Annotated in this window: 18 protein-coding genes; 6 read left to right on the top strand and 12 right to left on the bottom strand. The window is 32.4% G+C overall.

Features of this window, described 5'->3' with window-relative positions; genetic code table 11:
• Window positions 1-14 precede the first annotated feature (14 nt).
• The 3 genes from Y10_RS10490 to Y10_RS10480 are packed head-to-tail and all read right to left on the bottom strand — an operon-like array spanning window position 15 to window position 2753.
• Complete coding sequence (locus tag Y10_RS10490) at window positions 15-1244, bottom strand: GAF domain-containing sensor histidine kinase (protein WP_281765339.1); 1230 nt, start codon at window positions 1242-1244, stop codon at window positions 15-17.
• 54 nt (window positions 1245-1298) lie between these two features.
• On the bottom strand, window positions 1299-2078 hold the full coding sequence (locus Y10_RS10485) for a TIGR02757 family protein (RefSeq protein ID WP_281765338.1): 780 nt from the start codon (window positions 2076-2078) through the stop codon (window positions 1299-1301).
• A 12-nt stretch (window positions 2079-2090) separates the two neighbouring features.
• Window positions 2091-2753, bottom strand: a complete 663-nt coding sequence (locus Y10_RS10480; protein WP_281765337.1) for an ABC transporter ATP-binding protein — start codon at window positions 2751-2753, stop codon at window positions 2091-2093.
• A 119-nt stretch (window positions 2754-2872) separates the two neighbouring features.
• Between Y10_RS10480 and msrA the strand changes: the two genes are divergently transcribed.
• From msrA to Y10_RS10455, 5 genes are all read left to right on the top strand, one after another.
• On the top strand, window positions 2873-3412 hold the full coding sequence (gene msrA, locus Y10_RS10475; protein ID WP_281765336.1) for a peptide-methionine (S)-S-oxide reductase MsrA: 540 nt from the start codon (window positions 2873-2875) through the stop codon (window positions 3410-3412).
• A gap of 74 nt (window positions 3413-3486) precedes the next feature.
• A complete protein-coding gene (locus Y10_RS10470) occupies window positions 3487-3798 on the top strand; it encodes a hypothetical protein (RefSeq protein ID WP_281765335.1) in 312 nt (103 codons plus the stop codon).
• Window positions 3799-3864: 66 nt separating this feature from the next.
• Window positions 3865-4491 carry an ABC transporter ATP-binding protein gene (locus Y10_RS10465; RefSeq protein ID WP_281765334.1) on the top strand — a complete coding sequence of 209 codons (627 nt, stop codon included), beginning with the start codon at window positions 3865-3867 and terminating at the stop codon, window positions 4489-4491.
• Window positions 4488-5675 carry an ABC transporter permease gene (locus Y10_RS10460; RefSeq protein WP_281765333.1) on the top strand — a complete coding sequence of 396 codons (1188 nt, stop codon included), beginning with the start codon at window positions 4488-4490 and terminating at the stop codon, window positions 5673-5675. Before Y10_RS10465 ends, Y10_RS10460 begins: the two co-directional genes overlap by 4 nt.
• On the top strand, window positions 5665-6102 hold the full coding sequence (locus Y10_RS10455; RefSeq protein WP_281765332.1) for a hypothetical protein: 438 nt from the start codon (window positions 5665-5667) through the stop codon (window positions 6100-6102). Before Y10_RS10460 ends, Y10_RS10455 begins: the two co-directional genes overlap by 11 nt.
• 153 nt (window positions 6103-6255) lie before the next feature.
• Here the strand turns inward: Y10_RS10455 and Y10_RS10450 are convergent, their stop codons facing one another.
• The 7 genes from Y10_RS10450 to uvrA all read right to left on the bottom strand — a co-directional run bounded on the left by Y10_RS10450 (window position 6256) and on the right by uvrA (window position 14747).
• Window positions 6256-6813: a type 1 periplasmic binding fold superfamily protein gene (locus Y10_RS10450; protein ID WP_281765331.1), complete on the bottom strand. Its 558-nt coding sequence runs from the start codon at window positions 6811-6813 to the stop codon at window positions 6256-6258.
• A 21-nt stretch (window positions 6814-6834) separates the two neighbouring features.
• Entirely contained in the window at window positions 6835-9243 is a 2409-nt protein-coding gene (locus Y10_RS10445; protein ID WP_281765330.1) for a TonB-dependent receptor, read from the bottom strand.
• Window positions 9244-9314: 71 nt separating this feature from the next.
• Window positions 9315-9623: a hypothetical protein gene (locus Y10_RS10440; RefSeq protein WP_281765329.1), complete on the bottom strand. Its 309-nt coding sequence runs from the start codon at window positions 9621-9623 to the stop codon at window positions 9315-9317.
• A gap of 59 nt (window positions 9624-9682) precedes the next feature.
• Complete coding sequence (locus Y10_RS10435; RefSeq protein WP_281765328.1) at window positions 9683-10006, bottom strand: DUF6787 family protein; 324 nt, start codon at window positions 10004-10006, stop codon at window positions 9683-9685.
• 9 nt (window positions 10007-10015) lie between these two features.
• On the bottom strand, window positions 10016-10477 hold the full coding sequence (locus Y10_RS10430) for a DUF6146 family protein (protein WP_281765327.1): 462 nt from the start codon (window positions 10475-10477) through the stop codon (window positions 10016-10018).
• A gap of 138 nt (window positions 10478-10615) precedes the next feature.
• Window positions 10616-11659: a hypothetical protein gene (locus Y10_RS10425; RefSeq protein WP_281765326.1), complete on the bottom strand. Its 1044-nt coding sequence runs from the start codon at window positions 11657-11659 to the stop codon at window positions 10616-10618.
• Between the two features lie 310 nt (window positions 11660-11969).
• Entirely contained in the window at window positions 11970-14747 is a 2778-nt protein-coding gene (gene uvrA / locus Y10_RS10420; RefSeq protein WP_281765325.1) for an excinuclease ABC subunit UvrA, read from the bottom strand.
• Window positions 14748-14982: 235 nt separating this feature from the next.
• Here uvrA and Y10_RS10415 point away from each other — a divergent pair, with 235 nt between their 5' ends.
• Window positions 14983-15567, top strand: a complete 585-nt coding sequence (locus Y10_RS10415; protein WP_281765324.1) for an RNA polymerase sigma factor — start codon at window positions 14983-14985, stop codon at window positions 15565-15567.
• Window positions 15568-15842: 275 nt separating this feature from the next.
• Here the strand turns inward: Y10_RS10415 and Y10_RS10410 are convergent, their stop codons facing one another.
• Complete coding sequence (locus tag Y10_RS10410) at window positions 15843-16973, bottom strand: TlpA disulfide reductase family protein (RefSeq protein ID WP_281765323.1); 1131 nt, start codon at window positions 16971-16973, stop codon at window positions 15843-15845.
• Between the two features lie 96 nt (window positions 16974-17069).
• On the bottom strand, window positions 17070-17570 hold the full coding sequence (locus tag Y10_RS10405) for a hypothetical protein (RefSeq protein ID WP_281765322.1): 501 nt from the start codon (window positions 17568-17570) through the stop codon (window positions 17070-17072).

Below are 17570 nucleotides of genomic sequence, written 5' to 3'. Positions count from 1 at the left end.
AGGATTACATATAATTAGGCAACAACTATCATTTCATAAGGTTTAGGAATGGTTATGTTAAAGGTAGTGCCTTCACCTACTACTGAGTCTATTGAAATATTACCTTCAATGGTATCTACAATTTTTTTCACTGTAGCCAACCCGATACCAGTACCTCTATTACCAAATCTATCAGTACTATTCAGGTTATTAAAAAGTTCAAATATTTTAGACTGATCTTCTTTTTTAATACCTGGTCCGTTATCTGAAATTTTAAAGGTATACGTATTTTTTTCTTCGGTAAAACTAATTTTCACCTCAGGGTGGTCTTTATCGCAATACTTAATGCTATTGGTAATAATATTTAATAATATCTGATTTATAGCTTGTGTGTTAGCAAAAATATGGGTGCCTTTTTTGGGTAATTTAATTTTATAGCTGTTATCAACATCTATCATGCTAATAATTCTTTTCACCAAAGGTCTAAGCTTTATACGTTCAATTTCGTCATGAGAGGTATGGTCGCTTTTATAATAGTCTAACATCCCCTGGATATAATCACTTAAAGAAAGAGAACTAGTTTTAAGATATTGAAGATAGGTTTCTATGGTTTTATCTTCAATTTCATATAATTCTAACTTTTTTCTAAGTGTATCAATGGTTAATGTAATATTTGCCAATGGAGATTTCATGTCGTGAGACACTACGCCTGCAAACATTTCTAGTTCTTTATATCTCTTCTTTAAAGCTTTAGAAGTTGCATTCAGTTCAAGATTGGCTTTTCTTAACTCAAATATTCTAACTACTTGAGAAGCTAATATTTTTAAACTATCCTTTTGTTCTGCTGTTAATGATTTTGGTTTGTGGTCTATGGTGCAAAGTGTACCTAAAGCAAATCCGTTTTCACTAATTAGGGGAATCCCTGTATAAGAAATTACAGGATTCTCTCCATATACTAAAGGGTTGGTAGCAAACCGTTCATCTTCTAAAGCATTAGGTACTTCTAAAATGTTGTAAGGATCTTCTATAGCATAGTTGCAAAATGCTAAATTTCTTGGTGTTTCGGATATTTCAAATCCTACTTTAGACTTAAACCATTGTCTGTCTTTATCAATAATAGAAATAAGAGCTACGGGAGTTCCACATATCTCAGAAGCTAGTTTAGTAATTTCATCAAAATCTTTTTCAGGAAGTGAATCAAGAATTTGAAGTCGCTTAATATCTTTCAAGCGCTTTACTTCATGTATATCTACTGCAGGTTTCATTTTTCAACATCAATAACAACTATGGGTCAAAAATACTAAAAAATGTTAAGAAAATCATAATTTCTCGAATACACCCAATCCAAATAGCGCAAAATCATACTTCACTGGATCTAGAGGGTCTAATTTTCTTAAAGCCTCATCAAGAAGATTCAGCGCTTTTGCGTCGTTTTGCTTTCTGTTTAGTAATCCTAATTTTCTAGCAACATTACCAGAGTGTACATCTAACGGACAAGAAAGGTGAGAGGTGGGTATGCTGTTCCAAATACCAAAGTCTACACCCGCGTTGTCTTTTCTTGCCATCCATCGGAGAAACATATTAATACGTTTTGCTGCCGAATTTTTAGCAGGGTCAGAAATGTGTTTGGTAGTTCTTTGCGGATGGTCTATAGAGAAAAATATATTTTTAAAAGCAGTAATAGCAGGTTGTAGTGATTGGGCTTCTATATGTGCAGCAAAAACATTTTCTAATCCGTTGTGGTTTGCATAAATGTTTTGTAAGCTCTCTATAAAATAGGCGGCATCAATGCTATTAAAGGTTCTGTGCACAAATCCTTCAAATTTTGGAATATCGTTTTTAGAAAAACTCATTACAAAATCATACGGGTCATTCCCCATAATATCCATGAACTTTTTGGCATTGGTAATAATGCTTTTTCTATTGCCCCAAGCAATGGTAGCAGTTAAAAAACCTGCTATTTCAATATCCTCTTTTTTGGTGAAGTTATGAGGAATTTGAATGGGGTCTGTTTCAATAAAATCAGGGTTGTTGTATAGTGTAACTTTTTCATCCAGAAACTCTTTTAATAGAGATGGTTCTAAAGGTACTTGTGTCAAAGCAAAATGTTTTTAGTTAATAATATTACCATCTACCATGGTTAATTTTCTATCTGCCATAGCGGCTAACTCTCTGTTATGAGTTACAATCACAAAGGTTTGTCCTAATTTATCTCTTAACTCAAAAAACAGATTGTGTAAATTTTCTGCTGATTCAGAATCTAAATTACCAGAGGGTTCATCTGCAAAAACTACTGAGGGATTATTTATTAAAGCCCTAGCCACAGCAACACGTTGTTGTTCTCCGCCTGAAAGTTCGCTTGGTTTGTGGTTGGCTCTTTTTTCTAAACCTAAAAACTGCAACAATTCCATAGCTCTTTCGGTAGCTTCTTTTTTTGAGGTTCCTTTTATAAATGCAGGGATACAAATGTTTTCTAAAGCTGTAAATTCCGGTAATAATTGATGAAATTGAAATATAAAGCCAATGTGGTTATTTCTAAATTTAGAAAGCTGATTATTCTTTAGGTTGGTTACAGCAATATCATTTATGATAAGTTCACTTGTGTTTAGTTTATCTGGGTTGTCAAGTGTACCTAAAATTTGCAAAAGGGTGGTTTTACCAGCACCACTAGAGCCTACAATGGCTACTACTTCTCCCTTTTGTATTTGTAAGTTTACACCCTTTAGCACTTCTAATTTTCCAAAGGATTTATGAATATTTTTTGCTGTAATCATAATGGCTTTCTAAATCTTGAGTACAAATGTGAGACTAATATTTGATATTAAAAATACTGACTTACTAATTATACGTTAAAATGGTAGCTATAGTTAGACAATTATAATAATTTTATAGAATGGATAATACTACAGAAACTGCAATTTTTGCTGGAGGATGTTTTTGGTGTACAGAAGCTGTTTTTAAAAGAATTGATGGCGTTTTAGAGGTTTTACCAGGCTACATTGGGGGTAAAATAAAAAATCCGTGTTACCGAGAAGTAGCTATGGGTATAACTGGACATGCAGAGGCTGTTAAAATTGATTATGATGCTGAAAAGGTTTCTTATGAGTTTTTATTAGAAGTGTTTTTTGCAACCCATGATCCTACTACTTTAAATAAGCAAGGAGCAGACGTGGGAACGCAATACCGCTCTGAAATTTTTTGCATAAATGAAGAACAAAAGGAAAAAGCAACCGCTTTTATAGCATGGTTAACCAAAGAAAAAATTTTTAGAGATCCTATAGTAACCAAAGTGAGTATGGCTTCACCATTTTACTTGGCAGAAGACTATCATTTTAACTATTATGATGCTAATAAATCGCAACCTTATTGCCAATTAGTCATAAATCCTAAAATAAATAAGTTACAAAGTTATTATTCTGATAAGTTAAAGTAATATTTATTAGAAAAGATAGTTGTATATTTATTGGTATCATTTTTGAAGGTATGAGTATATAAATTAATGAATAGATGAAAGAGAAAAAGAAGAAGTATTTAGTGTTAAGTATAGTATTAGATATAATAGGGTTATTGTCTTTTGCATTTCCTTTATTTGGTGAGTTTTCAGATATTTTATGGGCGCCTATTTCAGGTTATATTATGACTAGAATGTATAAAGGTTTTTCTGGTAAAGTAGCCTCAATAATTTCTGTAATAGAGGAGGGGTTACCTGGTTTAGATTTTATACCAACCTTTACGTTAATGTGGGTGTATACTTATATTATAAAATCCGATGAAGATAAACATACCGGTAGGATGATTCCTATTAGAGTAAGATCATAAATAAAAAGCACCTTTTTAGGTGCTTTTCTTTTTTAAAACCTTCTCAAATATTCTTAGTTTTACGGTATGTTACAAACCAAAACCCTTAGTTATCATTACACCCCAAATGTACAACTAACCTTTCCTGATATAACCCTTTCGTTTCATGAAAATCTTTTGATATTAGGGCCGTCTGGGGTAGGAAAAACAACCTTGCTTCATTTACTTGGTGGCTTGTTAAAGCCTACTGCAGGTACTATAAATATTCAGAATGTTGCTATAGATAAGTTATCACAAAAGAAATTAGATGCTTTTAGAGGTAAGCATATTGGTATTGTTTTTCAAAAAGGAACTTTTATTAAGTCTTTATCGGTAATTGATAATATTAAGGCAAAGTTATTCTTCTCAAAAGCGAGTGTAAGTGATGCTGAAATTAAAGACATCTTAACTACTTTGGGGTTGGCTGAAAAAATAAACAGTAAGGTACGTGAGTTAAGTGAAGGGCAAAAGCAACGCTTGTCTATAGCTATAGCTTTGTGTAATAAACCCGACGTAATATTGGCCGATGAACCTACAGCTAGTTTAGATGATGAAAATGCAAAAAATGTAATTGAACTATTAAGTACTTATGCTAAAGAAAAACAAGCCAACCTAGTGGTAATTACCCATGACCATCGAATTAAAGAATACTTTGCTAATACCATTATGTTATGAATCTTTGGAAACTAGGAATTAAAAACATACGGTTTAAGCCCTTAAATGCTTTTTTAAGTGTGCTGTTATTAGCACTTAGTATAGCTTTAATTAGTGCGGCTTTTCATTTAAAGAAGATATATGAAAATCAGGTAGATGCTAATATCTTAGATATTGATATGGTGATAGGGGCAAAGGGAAGCCCTTTGCAGTTAATTTTATCTTCGGTATTGCATATTGATGCACCTACGGGCAATATCAATTATAATCAAGCAAAAAAAATAGTACGTAATCCTTTAATTAAAACAGCCGTACCTATTTCATACGGAGATAATTATAAAGGATACCGCATTGTAGGTTCTACAGAGGAATATTTTAATGTTTACAATGCAGCTATAGCTAAGGGAACCTTTTTTAATGCTTCTAAGGAATTGGTTATTGGAAGTGTTGTAGCAGAAAAATTACATTTAAAGATAGGTGATGAGGTTACCAGTTCTCATGGATTAACTGAAGGTATTGAAAGTCATGAAGACAAACTAAAAGTTGTTGGTGTTTTAAAGTCAACAGGTACCATTATAGATCAATTATTGGTAACCCCTTTAGAAACGGTTTGGCATTTGCACGAACATGGAGGTGAGGTTCATGAGCATGAAGAAGATAAAGAAGTAACAGCTATGTTGGTATCTTTTAAAAATCCTATGGGAATGTTGCAAATACCCAGAAGAGTGAATGCTACACCAGGTATGCAGGCGGCTTTACCAAGGTTTGAACTAGAGCGATTATATGGTTTAATGGGGGTAGGTTTTAAAGTGATATCGTTAATTGGTATAGCTATTTTAATAGTCTCGGGGATAAGCATATTTATAAGTTTGTATAGGGTAGTAAAAGAACGTACCTACGAAATTGCTTTAATGAGAACTTATGGAGCCAACCGACTACAATTATTTTTTATAGTTTTTATAGAAGGAATAGTTATTGGTGTAGTAGGTTATATACTTGGTATTTGCTTAAGTAAACTAGGGTTGTGGTTTTTAAAGAACTATATGGAAACAGGTTATAAAATGAATGTGAAAACACTATTTTTGTTGCCTGAAGAATGGTGGTTAGGAGGTAGTGTAATAGGGGTTATAGTATTAGCCACCATACTGGCAGTACTACCTATATTTAATATGAATGTATCTAAAGTATTAGCAGATGAAAATTAAATTAGTATTCCTTTTTATACTAGGAATAAGTTTTGGAGCCAACGCTCAAAAGGAAATTACATGGAAAGATTTGGCCGATGTAAAATTTATCTCTAAGTATGTTGAAAGTGAAGGCGGAGAGGTGCTAGTACCTACTTTTGGTCCTGCGATAAAAAAATTAGAGGGTAAGGAGATTAGTGTTACCGGATATTTTTTGAATTTAGATGCTAGTTCTAAATCTTTTATGTTATCTAAAAGCCCAATGTCTGCTTGTTTTTTCTGTGGAGGGGGTGGACCAGAAACGGTTATAGAAATACACTTTGCTAAAAATGAAGTGTATAAAACAGATAAGATTGTAACAATTACCGGGGTTTTAAAATTAAACCAAACCGATATTAATCATTGTAATTATATCTTAGAAAAATCTGAAGGAACAGCCTTTGATTAAATATTTAATCATAGCCTCTTTTGAGGCTATGATTATGGGTATGGACTGTTCTGTAATAATATAAAGATTAAATACGTTGGGGTAGGTCTCTTAATAAAGTATTGTTCCGTTTTTAATGCTTTGTGAGCTTACCCCTTTGTACTATAATTTTATTTATTCTACAGTTATTTCAAATTCAGCTTGGAAATCGGTTTCACCATTTGCATTGGTAATATCTCCATCGCTAACACCTTCTGCATCTTTTTCAGGTAAGTGTCTTAAAATTACTTGTAAAGTAGCAGTACCTGCATCACCTGTAGTTAATGTAAAATCAATACCTACAGGATCTCCGTTAGCATCTACATCTGCATAATCTGTGTCTGCAATAGCACCAGTTGAAATAAAGAAAAATTGGTGGTCTGCGTTTTCTTCCTCTACTTCTTCTGTAACATTTTCTGCAGGACTTTCAGTTTCGTTTAATAGTTCAACATTTCCTGTATATGTTGTATTAGCAGCAAGGTTACCAGAAACAGTTATTTCAGGTGCATTTGGTCCGTCTCCATCTAAATCTTGAGATGTTAAGGTGACTGTTTGTGAACCACTGGTAAGTGTAACGTTCATTGTAGTAATCACTTCTTCCTCATTAATTACTTGAGGTGTGTCATCATCTGAACAGCTTACAAAAGAAATGGTTGCTACTAAAGCTAATATTGAATGTTTTATTATTTTCATGATTTAATTATTTTATAAATATTAGTATTTAAATGTTAATTGTAGTTTGAAATTTCTACCTAAGTCATCTGCATAATACCGTTGTCTGTTTAAATAGTCTCGATAATTTGTATTAAGCAAATTCTGTATGCTAAACCCAATAGTTAAATCAGACTTGCGAAACCAGTTTACAGTACACTGTGTGTTAAAGTGTAAAAGTCCATACCCATTAGGAGGCTCGCTAATTCTAATTGTTTTGGTAACATTTCCATTGTTAGTTGGAATGGTAGCTTCAAAATCATTATCAGGATATCTGTTTTGTTTGAAAACAGTCTCCCATTGCAAACCTGCTTCAAATTGATTCCATTTAGGTTGTGTAAACACAAGTCCGTTACTCCAGTTAGTACCAGGAATATCAATTACAGGTTTGTTATTATCTAAATCTTCAGCATATATGTACGCTGCTTTTGTACTATATTTTAAGGTTGGTACAATCTGATACCCTAAGCTTAAGTCTACACCCGTTAATAAGGCATTAATTTGGCTGTATTCCCATACCGGAAATGCACCACGTGTGGTTTGCTGTAAACCAGTAGGTTGCATAATAACGTAATCATTAATTAAATTGGCATACGGATTTACATTGAAGGTAAAATTACCAGTAGTTTTCGCATAGCCAATACTTACCTTTTTTGCTACCTCTTGTTTTATTCGTAAATCTCCTAACTCAATTATAGCAGCGGAGTGGTGCAAACCATCACTAAATAATTCTGATGCATTTGGAGCTCTACTTGCTAAACTTATGTTGGCGTTTAACTGGGTATTATTAGTAAAGTATGTTTTTAAACCTAAAGTAGCTGAAAGATTATGGAAATTGAATACAGGGTTTGCTAACCACTGGTTATTTTCTTCCCCTATAATAATAGACTCAAAATCCTCATCATACCCACGTTCTTCCCATCTAGATTTTAAATAAAATTTTTTAGCATCAAGATGTCTATAATCATACCGTACTCCAGCATCTAAAATAGTATTGTCAGAAATACTATGTTCTGCAGCTAGATAAGCTCCTAAATTGTATTGTATATAATCAGGAATAAGTCTTCTTACACCCGTATTAGCGTCTGGAGTATTTTTTTGATAAGAGCCTGCAATACCTGCTGAAAATTTATAATGCTTATATGCATCAAAATTAAAATCTGCTTGTAAAGAATGCGTGTTAAGCATCATATCCATAGCAGCTTTGTTACGGTCGTCACCTGTTCTTATATCATACTCTTTTCTATTGTTTTGTTGAAAATCGTACTGAATACTTAATTTTCCAAGTTTAGAAAACCTCCTATAAAAATCTACTTTAGCTAGGTGATGGGTTACATCTTGGTAGGGTGCCTGTATGGTATAGGTAAAATCATTTACCACTAGCGGAGTATTGCTTTCTAAGGCATTTGCTAAATCACCAACACTTCCTATATGTGAGGCGGTTAAAATACCAATTTGCGTATTGTAAAAACTATAGTAAGCATTAAAACCGTATTTAAATTTTCTTAAACCAAAACCTACAGAAAAATCCTTTTCTCTACTTCCTGTGTTTGATAATACATAATCCGGAGCTTCAAAGTCTCCTAAATATTTAAAGGTACCTTGCCCTTTGTAGTACCACCCATTTTCTTTGGTTTTAAATAGAGAAGAGGTAACACTGCCGCCTCTACCATTACTTACACCGGTTAAGATGGTTTTACCGTATAAAGAGTCTTTTGCAATGGGTTGTGTACCATCTATAACTATGGTACCCCCAATAGCATCGCCCCCATATTTTAGAGCAGAAGCTCCTTTTACCACGGTAATGTTTTCAGCGGTATTTACATCTACATTAGGTGCATGTTCAACGCCCCACTCTTGGTCTTGCATACGTACTCCATTATTAATAATAAGTACTCTACTACTGTGCATACCATCAATTACAGGCTTTACAATGGCGCCTCCTGTATTTAAAGAGGAAACCCCGCTAATTTCTTTTAAAGCATTCCCTAAACCATCATTACTATATTTTTGAATAGTAGCGGTGTTTATGGTAACTTCAGAAGCCGAGTTGGTCTTTTTTACATTGCTATTTTCAACTACTACCACTTCACCAATTTCTTCAAGGTGGTGCTCTAACTTAATAGCTGTGGTTGTGTTTCCTTTTATTTCTACTAATTTGACAATGCTCTCACAGTCAGGATGCGAAACTTGTACTTGAATAGTACCATCGCAAAGTCCTGAAATTGTAAAATTACCATCGAAATCAGTATATGCTTCAACATCGGTATCTATCAGTTGAATAAGTGCACCAAATAGAGGAGACCCATCATGATAGTCTGTTACATTACCTTTAAGGGTATATGTACATTCTTGTGCTGAAGCAATTTTTGTTATTGCCAATAAAATAAAGGCAAACCAAAATTGTTTCATAATGATTATTGTAAGTTAAATAACTGAAAATTATAGTTTTAAAACTATAGTTATTGTCTTTTGAGACTATGTTAACTTAAAAATGGAGGAGGCTTGTTATAAAGCGTAAGTGCCGAAAATCTATTATAAGAAATAGAAGTGTAAGTAACTGTATATTCTTTTACAGTTTGGATTAAAGGTAAAACTTCAAAATTAAATGTTGCAGTACCCAAAGCAGGTATAGCATCTTGTGTTAACGTAAATTTACATACGTCACAGTGTTCAATTTTAGATTTTTCCTTTTCGTATATATGAAAAAAGGCATGGAGATTACTCATTTTAACCGAAACGAAGACGATTAAAAAGAAATAAATGATACTATGTTTTACCTTTTGGTTCATATATTGCAGCAAACTTACATATAACTAAAAAGCAATGGTGTTAAAAAAAATTAAATATTTTAATTTTTAGACGTGTTTGAAGAAAATAATCTGGTAAACATTCTTTTTTCAAAAGCCCAGAAGAATTTATATTGCCCAAATAAAGTTCCTACAAGTAATAATAAAGGAAAATAAATAGGTAAGATGGCGATTAATTCAATAATAAAATAAACAATACTCCAGTACCAACCAGTTCCTAAAACATCTTTAGAGAAACCTAGGGCATTAAAAATGGGTCTAATAATATATGCAGAGGTAGAACCTGTTATGGCAAATACAATTAATATTAATATAAATTGAAGATTAGATTTGACGTTCCAGCGTTCTTTTAAACTTTTACTCATATAAAAACATCAAATTCGAGGGATGAATCCTGTTAGTCTTTGATTATATTTTCGTTGAAAGTAAATGAAGTAATTATAGATTTGATAATTTACCTCGTAACCATAATCTATGTCTGAAGTGTAATTAATTTGCATTTCATATAAGTTAGAATTATAGGTTTGAGGCATCATAACTCTTCTATTCCATTCATTTACAAACTGAATATTTCTATTTTCCAGAAACTGTTGAGAGTAAAACCCTCGAGGTCTTGCTATTGACTGTAACCATGTGTTAAATCCAGGATCAATAATAATTACTTCATATTCTAAAGAGTCATTTTCTATGGTAACGGTATCGTTAGTAGTACTATTGAAAATATCTTTTTCTGCATTGGTAACAGTAGGCTGAGACTGTTGTCCACAAGAATAAATACTTACAGCAGTAAGTATAACCAATGTTAGAAAATAATATCCAAATCGACTTAGCTTCATAGTACTGTAAAAATACTAAAAATAGCTGTAATTAGCTTTGATTTACATAGGGATATTTGGCTTGTTTAGGATAGTTTAACAAAAAAGAGGTAGTACTTATAAGTACTACCTCTTTATAAAAGTAAATATTATTCTTAATTATCTTCTACCTGCACCATTACTTTTTGTAGCTCTGGGAGTGGTAGTTCTAGTAGAACGGTTAACAGTTGTTTTAGCGCTGTTATTTGTGGTTCTAGTAGTTCTATTTACAGTAGTGTTAGCTCTAGTACTTCTTTTAGGAGTAGTAGTTCTTGTTTGAGCTTTAACCCTGTTAGTATTTGTAGTTACTCTATTGTTCTGAGTAGTTCTAGGTGTTTGGTTTGTGGTAGTTCTATTATTGTTTCTAACTCTAGGAGTGTTTACACTGTTAGTTCTGTTGGTGTTTCTTGTAGCTCTATTTGTATTTGTGTTAGTTCTACTTCTCTGCGCAACAGCGGTCTTTGTGTTTCTTCTATTGTTTTGATTTGCATAATATCTTCTACCTTTACTATTTACAGTAGCTCTGTGGGTTCTACCTACGGCTACAGTAGCTCTTCTACTATTTCTGTAATATGGGCCGTAATAGGTATATCTAGTAGGTTGATAATATCTTCTGTATGGTGTGGTGTATACTACATGGTAAGTAGGTCTAACAAAACAACTGTAATAAGGTCTGTATACATAAGTTCTATTAAATGAATTTATATAACCAGAACAGTGGCTGTAAGTACCTCCATTATAATATACATGCAACCCACCAATTCTAACAATTCTACTAGAATTGTAGAAAACATTAACCGAACCAATACTACTTACACGTCCGTAATAATCATAGTAAACCGGTATGTTTTCAATTTGAATAATTGCTCCATAATCGTCATACTGCACATAGGCATCATAATTATATCCTGAATTAAAAGTAATATTTACATTGCCAACATTCACATTGGCATTTACATTAACCCCTGCATACTCATTCATCACAAAATCAAATTCCCCATTTGGGTATACAGAAAATGTAATTCCGTTTTCAACAAAAACAAATTGGTTTCCATACCCATATCCAAATGAATTATCAACCAAATCTGATGCTGTATTTTCCTTTGCTCTCATCATAGAGCTACTTAAAAGGGTGATAGCTATAAGTGTGATAATTTTTTTCATAATCTAAGTTTTTATAAACGTAAGCGCTTAACGTAATTGTTTCTGTATAATGTATTACAACCACCGTGCCAAAAAATAATTTAACGTATAATTAGTTGTTTTTAAAAACGAGAAAACCCCAAAGGCAAAGAAGCCTTCAGGGTTTTCTAACTAACTAACCAACCAAAAAAATCTAACTATGAAATCTTTATATCATTAGTCGTAAAACATGTTTACATCTTACATACTAAGTATAAAATAATTACACTATTAAGTGTTCAATTCTCATGCCAAACTTATGATTGTTAGTTTGTTTGGTTATAAAATTGTGTTAAATCTTATCTGCTAAATATTGCGCTGTATAGCTGTCTTTACACTTTACTACAATTTCAGGAATTTCGGCTACCAACAGGTTACCACCTTTTTCTCCGCCATCTTTTCCTAAGTCAATAATATAGTCTGCACACTTAATTAAATCAATATTATGTTCTACTACAATTATAGAATGTCCTCTATCTAAAAGGGCATCAAAAGAAGCTAGTAATTTTTTAATATCGTGGAAATGTAACCCTGTAGTTGGTTCATCAAAAATAAATAGCGTTTTCTCTTTTGAATTTCCTTTAATTAAGAACGAGGCTAATTTAATTCTTTGTGCTTCTCCACCAGAAAGGGTAGAAGAGGACTGCCCCAGACTCACGTAACCTAAACCAACATCTTGTAACGGCCCCAGTTTGTTTACTATTTTTTCTTGATTGTGTTTTTTAAAGAAGTCAATAGCATCATCAATGGTTAAGTTTAGAATATCGTCTATATTTTTATCTTCAAATTTAACCTCTAAAATTTCCTTTTTAAAACGTTTACCACTGCAGGTTTCACATTCTAAATGCACATCGGCCATAAATTGCATTTCAATGGTAACAACACCTTCACCTTTACAAGTTTCGCAACGTCCGCCATCTACATTAAAGGAGAAATGCTTAGGTTGGTAACCTCTTAATTTAGCTACTTTTTGTTTAGAAAACAGGTCTCTAATATCATCGTATGCCTTTATATATGTAACCGGATTAGATCTTGAGGATCTACCAATTGGGTTTTGGTCTACAAATTCTACAGTTTTAATATTAGAAAATTTACCATCTATTTTACTAAACTGCCCTGGCTTTTCACCATGTCCTCCTAATTCTTTTAAAATAGCAGGGTATAGTATTTTTTTAACTAAGGTACTTTTACCACTACCAGAAACACCTGTAACAACGGTTAAGGTGTTTAAAGGAAATGTAACATTAATATTTTTAAGGTTGTTTTCTCTTGCACCTACAATTTCTATGTAGTTTTTATAGGTACGTCTTTTAGCAGGCACTTCAATTTTTAAGCGTCCACTAAGGTATTTACCGGTTAAGGTGTCTGCTTTTAATAAACTCTCATACGTACCCGTACTTACTACATACCCACCATTGGTACCTGCCTCAGGGCCTATATCAATAATTTCATCTGCAGCACTCATAATATCTTCATCGTGCTCTACAACAATTACCGTATTTCCTAAGTCTCGTAACGATTTTAAAACACCTATTAGTTTCTCAGTATCTTTTGGGTGTAAACCAATACTTGGCTCGTCTAAAATATACATAGAGCCTACTAAGCTACTACCTAATGAAGTTGCTAAATTAATACGTTGACTTTCCCCCCCTGAAAGGGTATTAGATTTACGATTTAAAGTTAAATATTGTAGTCCTACATTGGCTAAAAACTCTAGTCTTGTATTAATTTCTTTTAATAATCTAGAGGCTACTTTAGTTTCATATTCAGAAAGTTGAATTTCTTTAAAAAATTGAGTAAGATTTTCCAGAGGTAGCTCTACTAAGTCTGTGATGGTTTTATTATTAATTTTTACATAATTAGCCTCTTCACGAAGTCGTTTACCTTTACACGCAGTACATTTGGTTTTTCCGCGGTAACGAGAAAGCATTACTCTGTTTTGAATTTTGTAACTTTTCTCTTCTAGTTCTTCAAAAAACTGATTCAGTCCTGTAAAATATTTATTTCCTTCCCAAACCAAGGTCTTCTGTTCATCTGTTAATTCAAACCAAGGTTTGTGTATAGGAAAATCAAATGAAAAGGCATTGTTTACTAACTGATCTCTATACCAACTCATGCTTTCACCTCTCCATGGGAAAATAGCATTTTCATAAACAGATAATCCAGTATTAGGAATCACTAAATCATCATCTATACCAATTACATCACCATAGCCTTCACATTTAGGGCATGCTCCATACGGATTATTAAAACTAAATAAGTGTACATTAGGCTCTAAGAAGCTAATACCATCTAGTTCAAAATTATTACTGAACGATGTTCTTTTGCCTGTAGCGAGTTCTTCTATAGCACATTCACCTTTTCCCTCAAAAAAGGCGGTGTCTACTGCATCTGCTAAACGGTTGGTAAAATCTTCGTCATGTTTAACAATAATACGGTCTACTACAAGTTCAAATTGCTGATTAAAACCTTCCGTTAACTCATCCATTCGTAAAACATCTTTACCAACTTTAATTCTGGCAAATCCTTGCTGTTCAAGTATTTTAACGGTTTCGTATTCAGTTCTATTTTCTGGTGTAGCAATTGGTGCTAAAAGCAGCAGTTTTTCTCTTTCTTCATACGCTGTAACATGGTTTACTACATCTGTTACGGTATGCTTTTTAACTTCTTGACCTGAAATAGGTGAATAAGTTTTACCAATACGAGCATATAATAACTTCAGGTAATCATAAATTTCAGTTGTAGTACCTACAGTAGATCTTGGGTTGGTAGAATTTACCTTTTGTTCAATGGCTATTGCCGGTGCTATACCCTTAATAGCATCTACTTTTGGCTTGTCCAATCTGCCCAAAAATTGACGAGCGTAGGAGGAAAGACTTTCTACATATCGTCGTTGTCCTTCAGCGTATAGTGTATCAAAAGCTAAACTAGACTTACCAGACCCCGAAAGTCCGGTAATAACTACTAGTTTATTTCTTGGTATGGCTACCGATATATTCTTAAGGTTATGGAGCTTGGCTCCAAGTATTACAATGTTCTCTTTTGTATTAAGGTCTGCGATCTCTGTCATAGCTTTTGTAAAACGCAAATTTACGAATCTAAGACGACTAGTTAAAATAGAAATATTGTTGAACAAATGTTAAATTTTAAGATTTTCTTTGCGTTTTTAAATAATATGTAGTTATATTTACGGCTCAACCACACAAAATTAGTGCCTATAGTTTAAAATTACTTTAAAAAAAATTTAAGATCAACATTTATCTACACGGGTGTAATCCGTGTTCTTGAATTATTAAAGTAATAACATGGGAAGACTACAACAACTAGACTCAGAATTAGTAAAAGAATACATAAGAGGCGATGAAATGGCTCTTGAAGTATTGATTGAGAGACACAGTCAACGAATATTCAGTTTTATCTTCTCGAAGGTGATGGATAAAGATGTTGCAGATGATATTTTTCAGGATACTTTTATAAAGGTTATTAATACCCTTAAAAAAGGCAAGTATAATGAAGAAGGAAAGTTTTTGCCATGGGTAATGCGTATAGCTCATAATTTGGTAATTGATTATTTTAGAAGAAATAAAAGAATGCCTAAATTTGAAGGTAATGACGATTTTAATATTTTTTCTGTTATTAGTGATTCTTCTTTAAATGCAGAAAATCAAATTATCAAAGACCAGGTGGAAAGTGATGTTAGAAATTTGATTGATGAGTTGCCTTTAGATCAAAGAGAAGTATTATTAATGCGTATTTATAAAAATATGAGTTTTAAAGAAATTTCTGAAACTACAGGTGTGAGTATAAATACAGCGTTAGGAAGAATGCGTTACGCCTTAATAAATCTTAGAAAATTAATTGAAAAAAATAATATAGTTTTAGTTAATTAAAACAATATATCTTTTTTTGCTACGTTATTAAAAATATAAAGAACTCTAGTTTAATAATATGGCAAAAATATACTCTAAAGATTCATTCCATGTAGAATGTGTATCACCCAAAAAAGAGACCATCTCTTTTTTATTGAACTATTCAAAGGCATTAAAAATAGTTCAGCATAAAAAAATACAATTTAAGACAGTTTTAAATTAAGCACAAAAAAACGGTACTAAGTTATTTAGTACCGTTTTTTTATATTTCAGTTATCCAACTATAACTTGAAAGTTTATTGTATAATGTGTTTGTTTTCTACTCCTAGAATTTCTGCAACTTTTGCTTCTAAATCAGCACCTCTTAAATTTTGATATACTATTTCACCTTTTTCATTTAATAAGAAGGAAGTAGGTAGAAAGTTGATATTATATATTTCTGCTGCTTTTTCAGATTTAATTTGTGTATAATTAATACTATCTTTTACAACAGCTGTTTTCCACACTTCTCCATCTTTATCTGTAGAAATTCCTAAAATGCTAAATCCATCATTTTTATAATTACTATACAGTTTTACTAAATTAGGATTTTCCTCTCTGCAGGGTTTACACCATGAAGCCCAAAAATCTATTAAAGTAGCTTTACCTTTAACATCTGATAACGATACAATTTTTTCGTCAGGAGTTGGTCCACTTATTTGCGGAGCAATTTTACCTGTTTGAATTCGTTCAACTTTATCAATTCTATTTTTAATTTTCTTAGCAACATTAGTTGATTTTAATTCATCAGATAAGTTGTCAAATGCTTTAAAAACTATTTTAAGCTCATCAGTTTTATCAGGTGTTACTGTCAAATTATTTTCAATTAAAATAAGACTAACAAAAGAGTCTGGATTTTCTTGAATAAATTTTATTTCAGAGTTATGTTGGCTTTCTTGAGTTTGCTTTTTAATTTCTACAAGTTCTCTAATTTTTACGGTGTCTTTTGTTTTGCTCAGCTCACGTAATTTGATATTAATTTTTTGTAATGAATCTCCATAATTTACTGATTCAGAAAACATAGCGTATAAGTCTTCATTATATTTACTTCCCCCAAACGTAGAAGCTCCAATGTTTTCATTGTTAAAGGTCATTGTAATATTTTCGCCCTTTTCTGTAATTATAGGTAAACGTCCTCTACTTTTGTCTACAAATACAAACGCTAATTTTAATTCAGGTGGAATAGCTGAAATTTTAAATTTTCCATTTCGTACAACAGCGGTGTCTAGTGTAACCGGTTTTCCTAAACTATCCGTTTGTTTTAGAAACACTTGAGTTCCGTCATCAACCCCTATAGTGGTACCGTCAATAGTAAATTCTTTAGGTTCGTTGTTACATGAATAAACCGTAATAAAAAGTAAAGAAAGTGCTAAAAATATTTTTCTCATGGTATATTAATTTGAACTGCAAATTTATTAGAATATTTATGCAAAAAGAAAGCCTCTTAATATTTAAGAGGCTTTTAACATGATAATTATATTTTTTTAGAATTGATATCTAATACCAAGAGCTAAATCTGGACCAAAATTATCGTTTCTCCAATCATCTGAATTAAAATAAATTTCTGGTCTAAAATCAATTGATAATATTAAAGGAATATCAAAGTTATATTCAATACCTAAATCACCTGCAACAAAAACAAAAGCTCCACTGTCATCATAATCATGTGCAGGATGATCATTGTCCCAAGACCAAGACCCTAAACCACCACCGGCACCTGCATACCAGTTAAATCCGCCATCAATATTCCATACCCATTGGTATAAACCAGCTAATTTAATAGCATCTACACTGTTGCTATTTCGCCATCCTAAGTCAAATTCTAATCTATTATTATCTCCAAGACCTCTTTGATACGAAATTTCTCCACCAAAACCATCATTATCACCTAATCTCAATCCTAAAGCATTTTTTGCAATTTCCTGAGCCTGACCCGCAGTTATAGATGCAATTGCAAATACTGCTAGAAAAATCAATTTTTTCAT

It is taken from the genome of Neptunitalea lumnitzerae (assembly GCF_027924185.1).
GTDB classification, from domain to species: domain Bacteria; phylum Bacteroidota; class Bacteroidia; order Flavobacteriales; family Flavobacteriaceae; genus Neptunitalea; species Neptunitalea lumnitzerae.
The sequence above is the reverse complement of the archived record's forward strand: the minus strand, read 5'-3'. Positions and strand labels throughout refer to the sequence as shown.

What these genes read in the sequence shown, in the direction of transcription:
- Y10_RS10490 (WP_281765339.1), bottom strand. Translation starts at nt 1,244, where the DNA reads ATGAAACCTGCAGTAGATATACATGAAGTAAAGCGCTTGAAAGATATT.
- Y10_RS10480 (WP_281765337.1), bottom strand. Translation starts at nt 2,753, where the DNA reads ATGATTACAGCAAAAAATATTCATAAATCCTTTGGAAAATTAGAAGTG.
- msrA (WP_281765336.1), top strand. Translation starts at nt 2,873, where the DNA reads ATGGATAATACTACAGAAACTGCAATTTTTGCTGGAGGATGTTTTTGG.
- Y10_RS10470 (WP_281765335.1), top strand. Translation starts at nt 3,487, where the DNA reads ATGAAAGAGAAAAAGAAGAAGTATTTAGTGTTAAGTATAGTATTAGAT.
- Y10_RS10465 (WP_281765334.1), top strand. Translation starts at nt 3,865, where the DNA reads ATGTTACAAACCAAAACCCTTAGTTATCATTACACCCCAAATGTACAA.
- Y10_RS10460 (WP_281765333.1), top strand. Translation starts at nt 4,488, where the DNA reads ATGAATCTTTGGAAACTAGGAATTAAAAACATACGGTTTAAGCCCTTA.
- Y10_RS10455 (WP_281765332.1), top strand. Translation starts at nt 5,665, where the DNA reads ATGAAAATTAAATTAGTATTCCTTTTTATACTAGGAATAAGTTTTGGA.
- Y10_RS10450 (WP_281765331.1), bottom strand. Translation starts at nt 6,813, where the DNA reads ATGAAAATAATAAAACATTCAATATTAGCTTTAGTAGCAACCATTTCT.
- Y10_RS10445 (WP_281765330.1), bottom strand. Translation starts at nt 9,243, where the DNA reads ATGAAACAATTTTGGTTTGCCTTTATTTTATTGGCAATAACAAAAATT.
- Y10_RS10440 (WP_281765329.1), bottom strand. Translation starts at nt 9,623, where the DNA reads ATGAACCAAAAGGTAAAACATAGTATCATTTATTTCTTTTTAATCGTC.
- Y10_RS10435 (WP_281765328.1), bottom strand. Translation starts at nt 10,006, where the DNA reads ATGAGTAAAAGTTTAAAAGAACGCTGGAACGTCAAATCTAATCTTCAA.
- Y10_RS10430 (WP_281765327.1), bottom strand. Translation starts at nt 10,477, where the DNA reads ATGAAGCTAAGTCGATTTGGATATTATTTTCTAACATTGGTTATACTT.
- Y10_RS10425 (WP_281765326.1), bottom strand. Translation starts at nt 11,659, where the DNA reads ATGAAAAAAATTATCACACTTATAGCTATCACCCTTTTAAGTAGCTCT.
- uvrA (WP_281765325.1), bottom strand. Translation starts at nt 14,747, where the DNA reads ATGACAGAGATCGCAGACCTTAATACAAAAGAGAACATTGTAATACTT.
- Y10_RS10415 (WP_281765324.1), top strand. Translation starts at nt 14,983, where the DNA reads ATGGGAAGACTACAACAACTAGACTCAGAATTAGTAAAAGAATACATA.
- Y10_RS10410 (WP_281765323.1), bottom strand. Translation starts at nt 16,973, where the DNA reads ATGAGAAAAATATTTTTAGCACTTTCTTTACTTTTTATTACGGTTTAT.
- Y10_RS10405 (WP_281765322.1), bottom strand. Translation starts at nt 17,570, where the DNA reads ATGAAAAAATTGATTTTTCTAGCAGTATTTGCAATTGCATCTATAACT.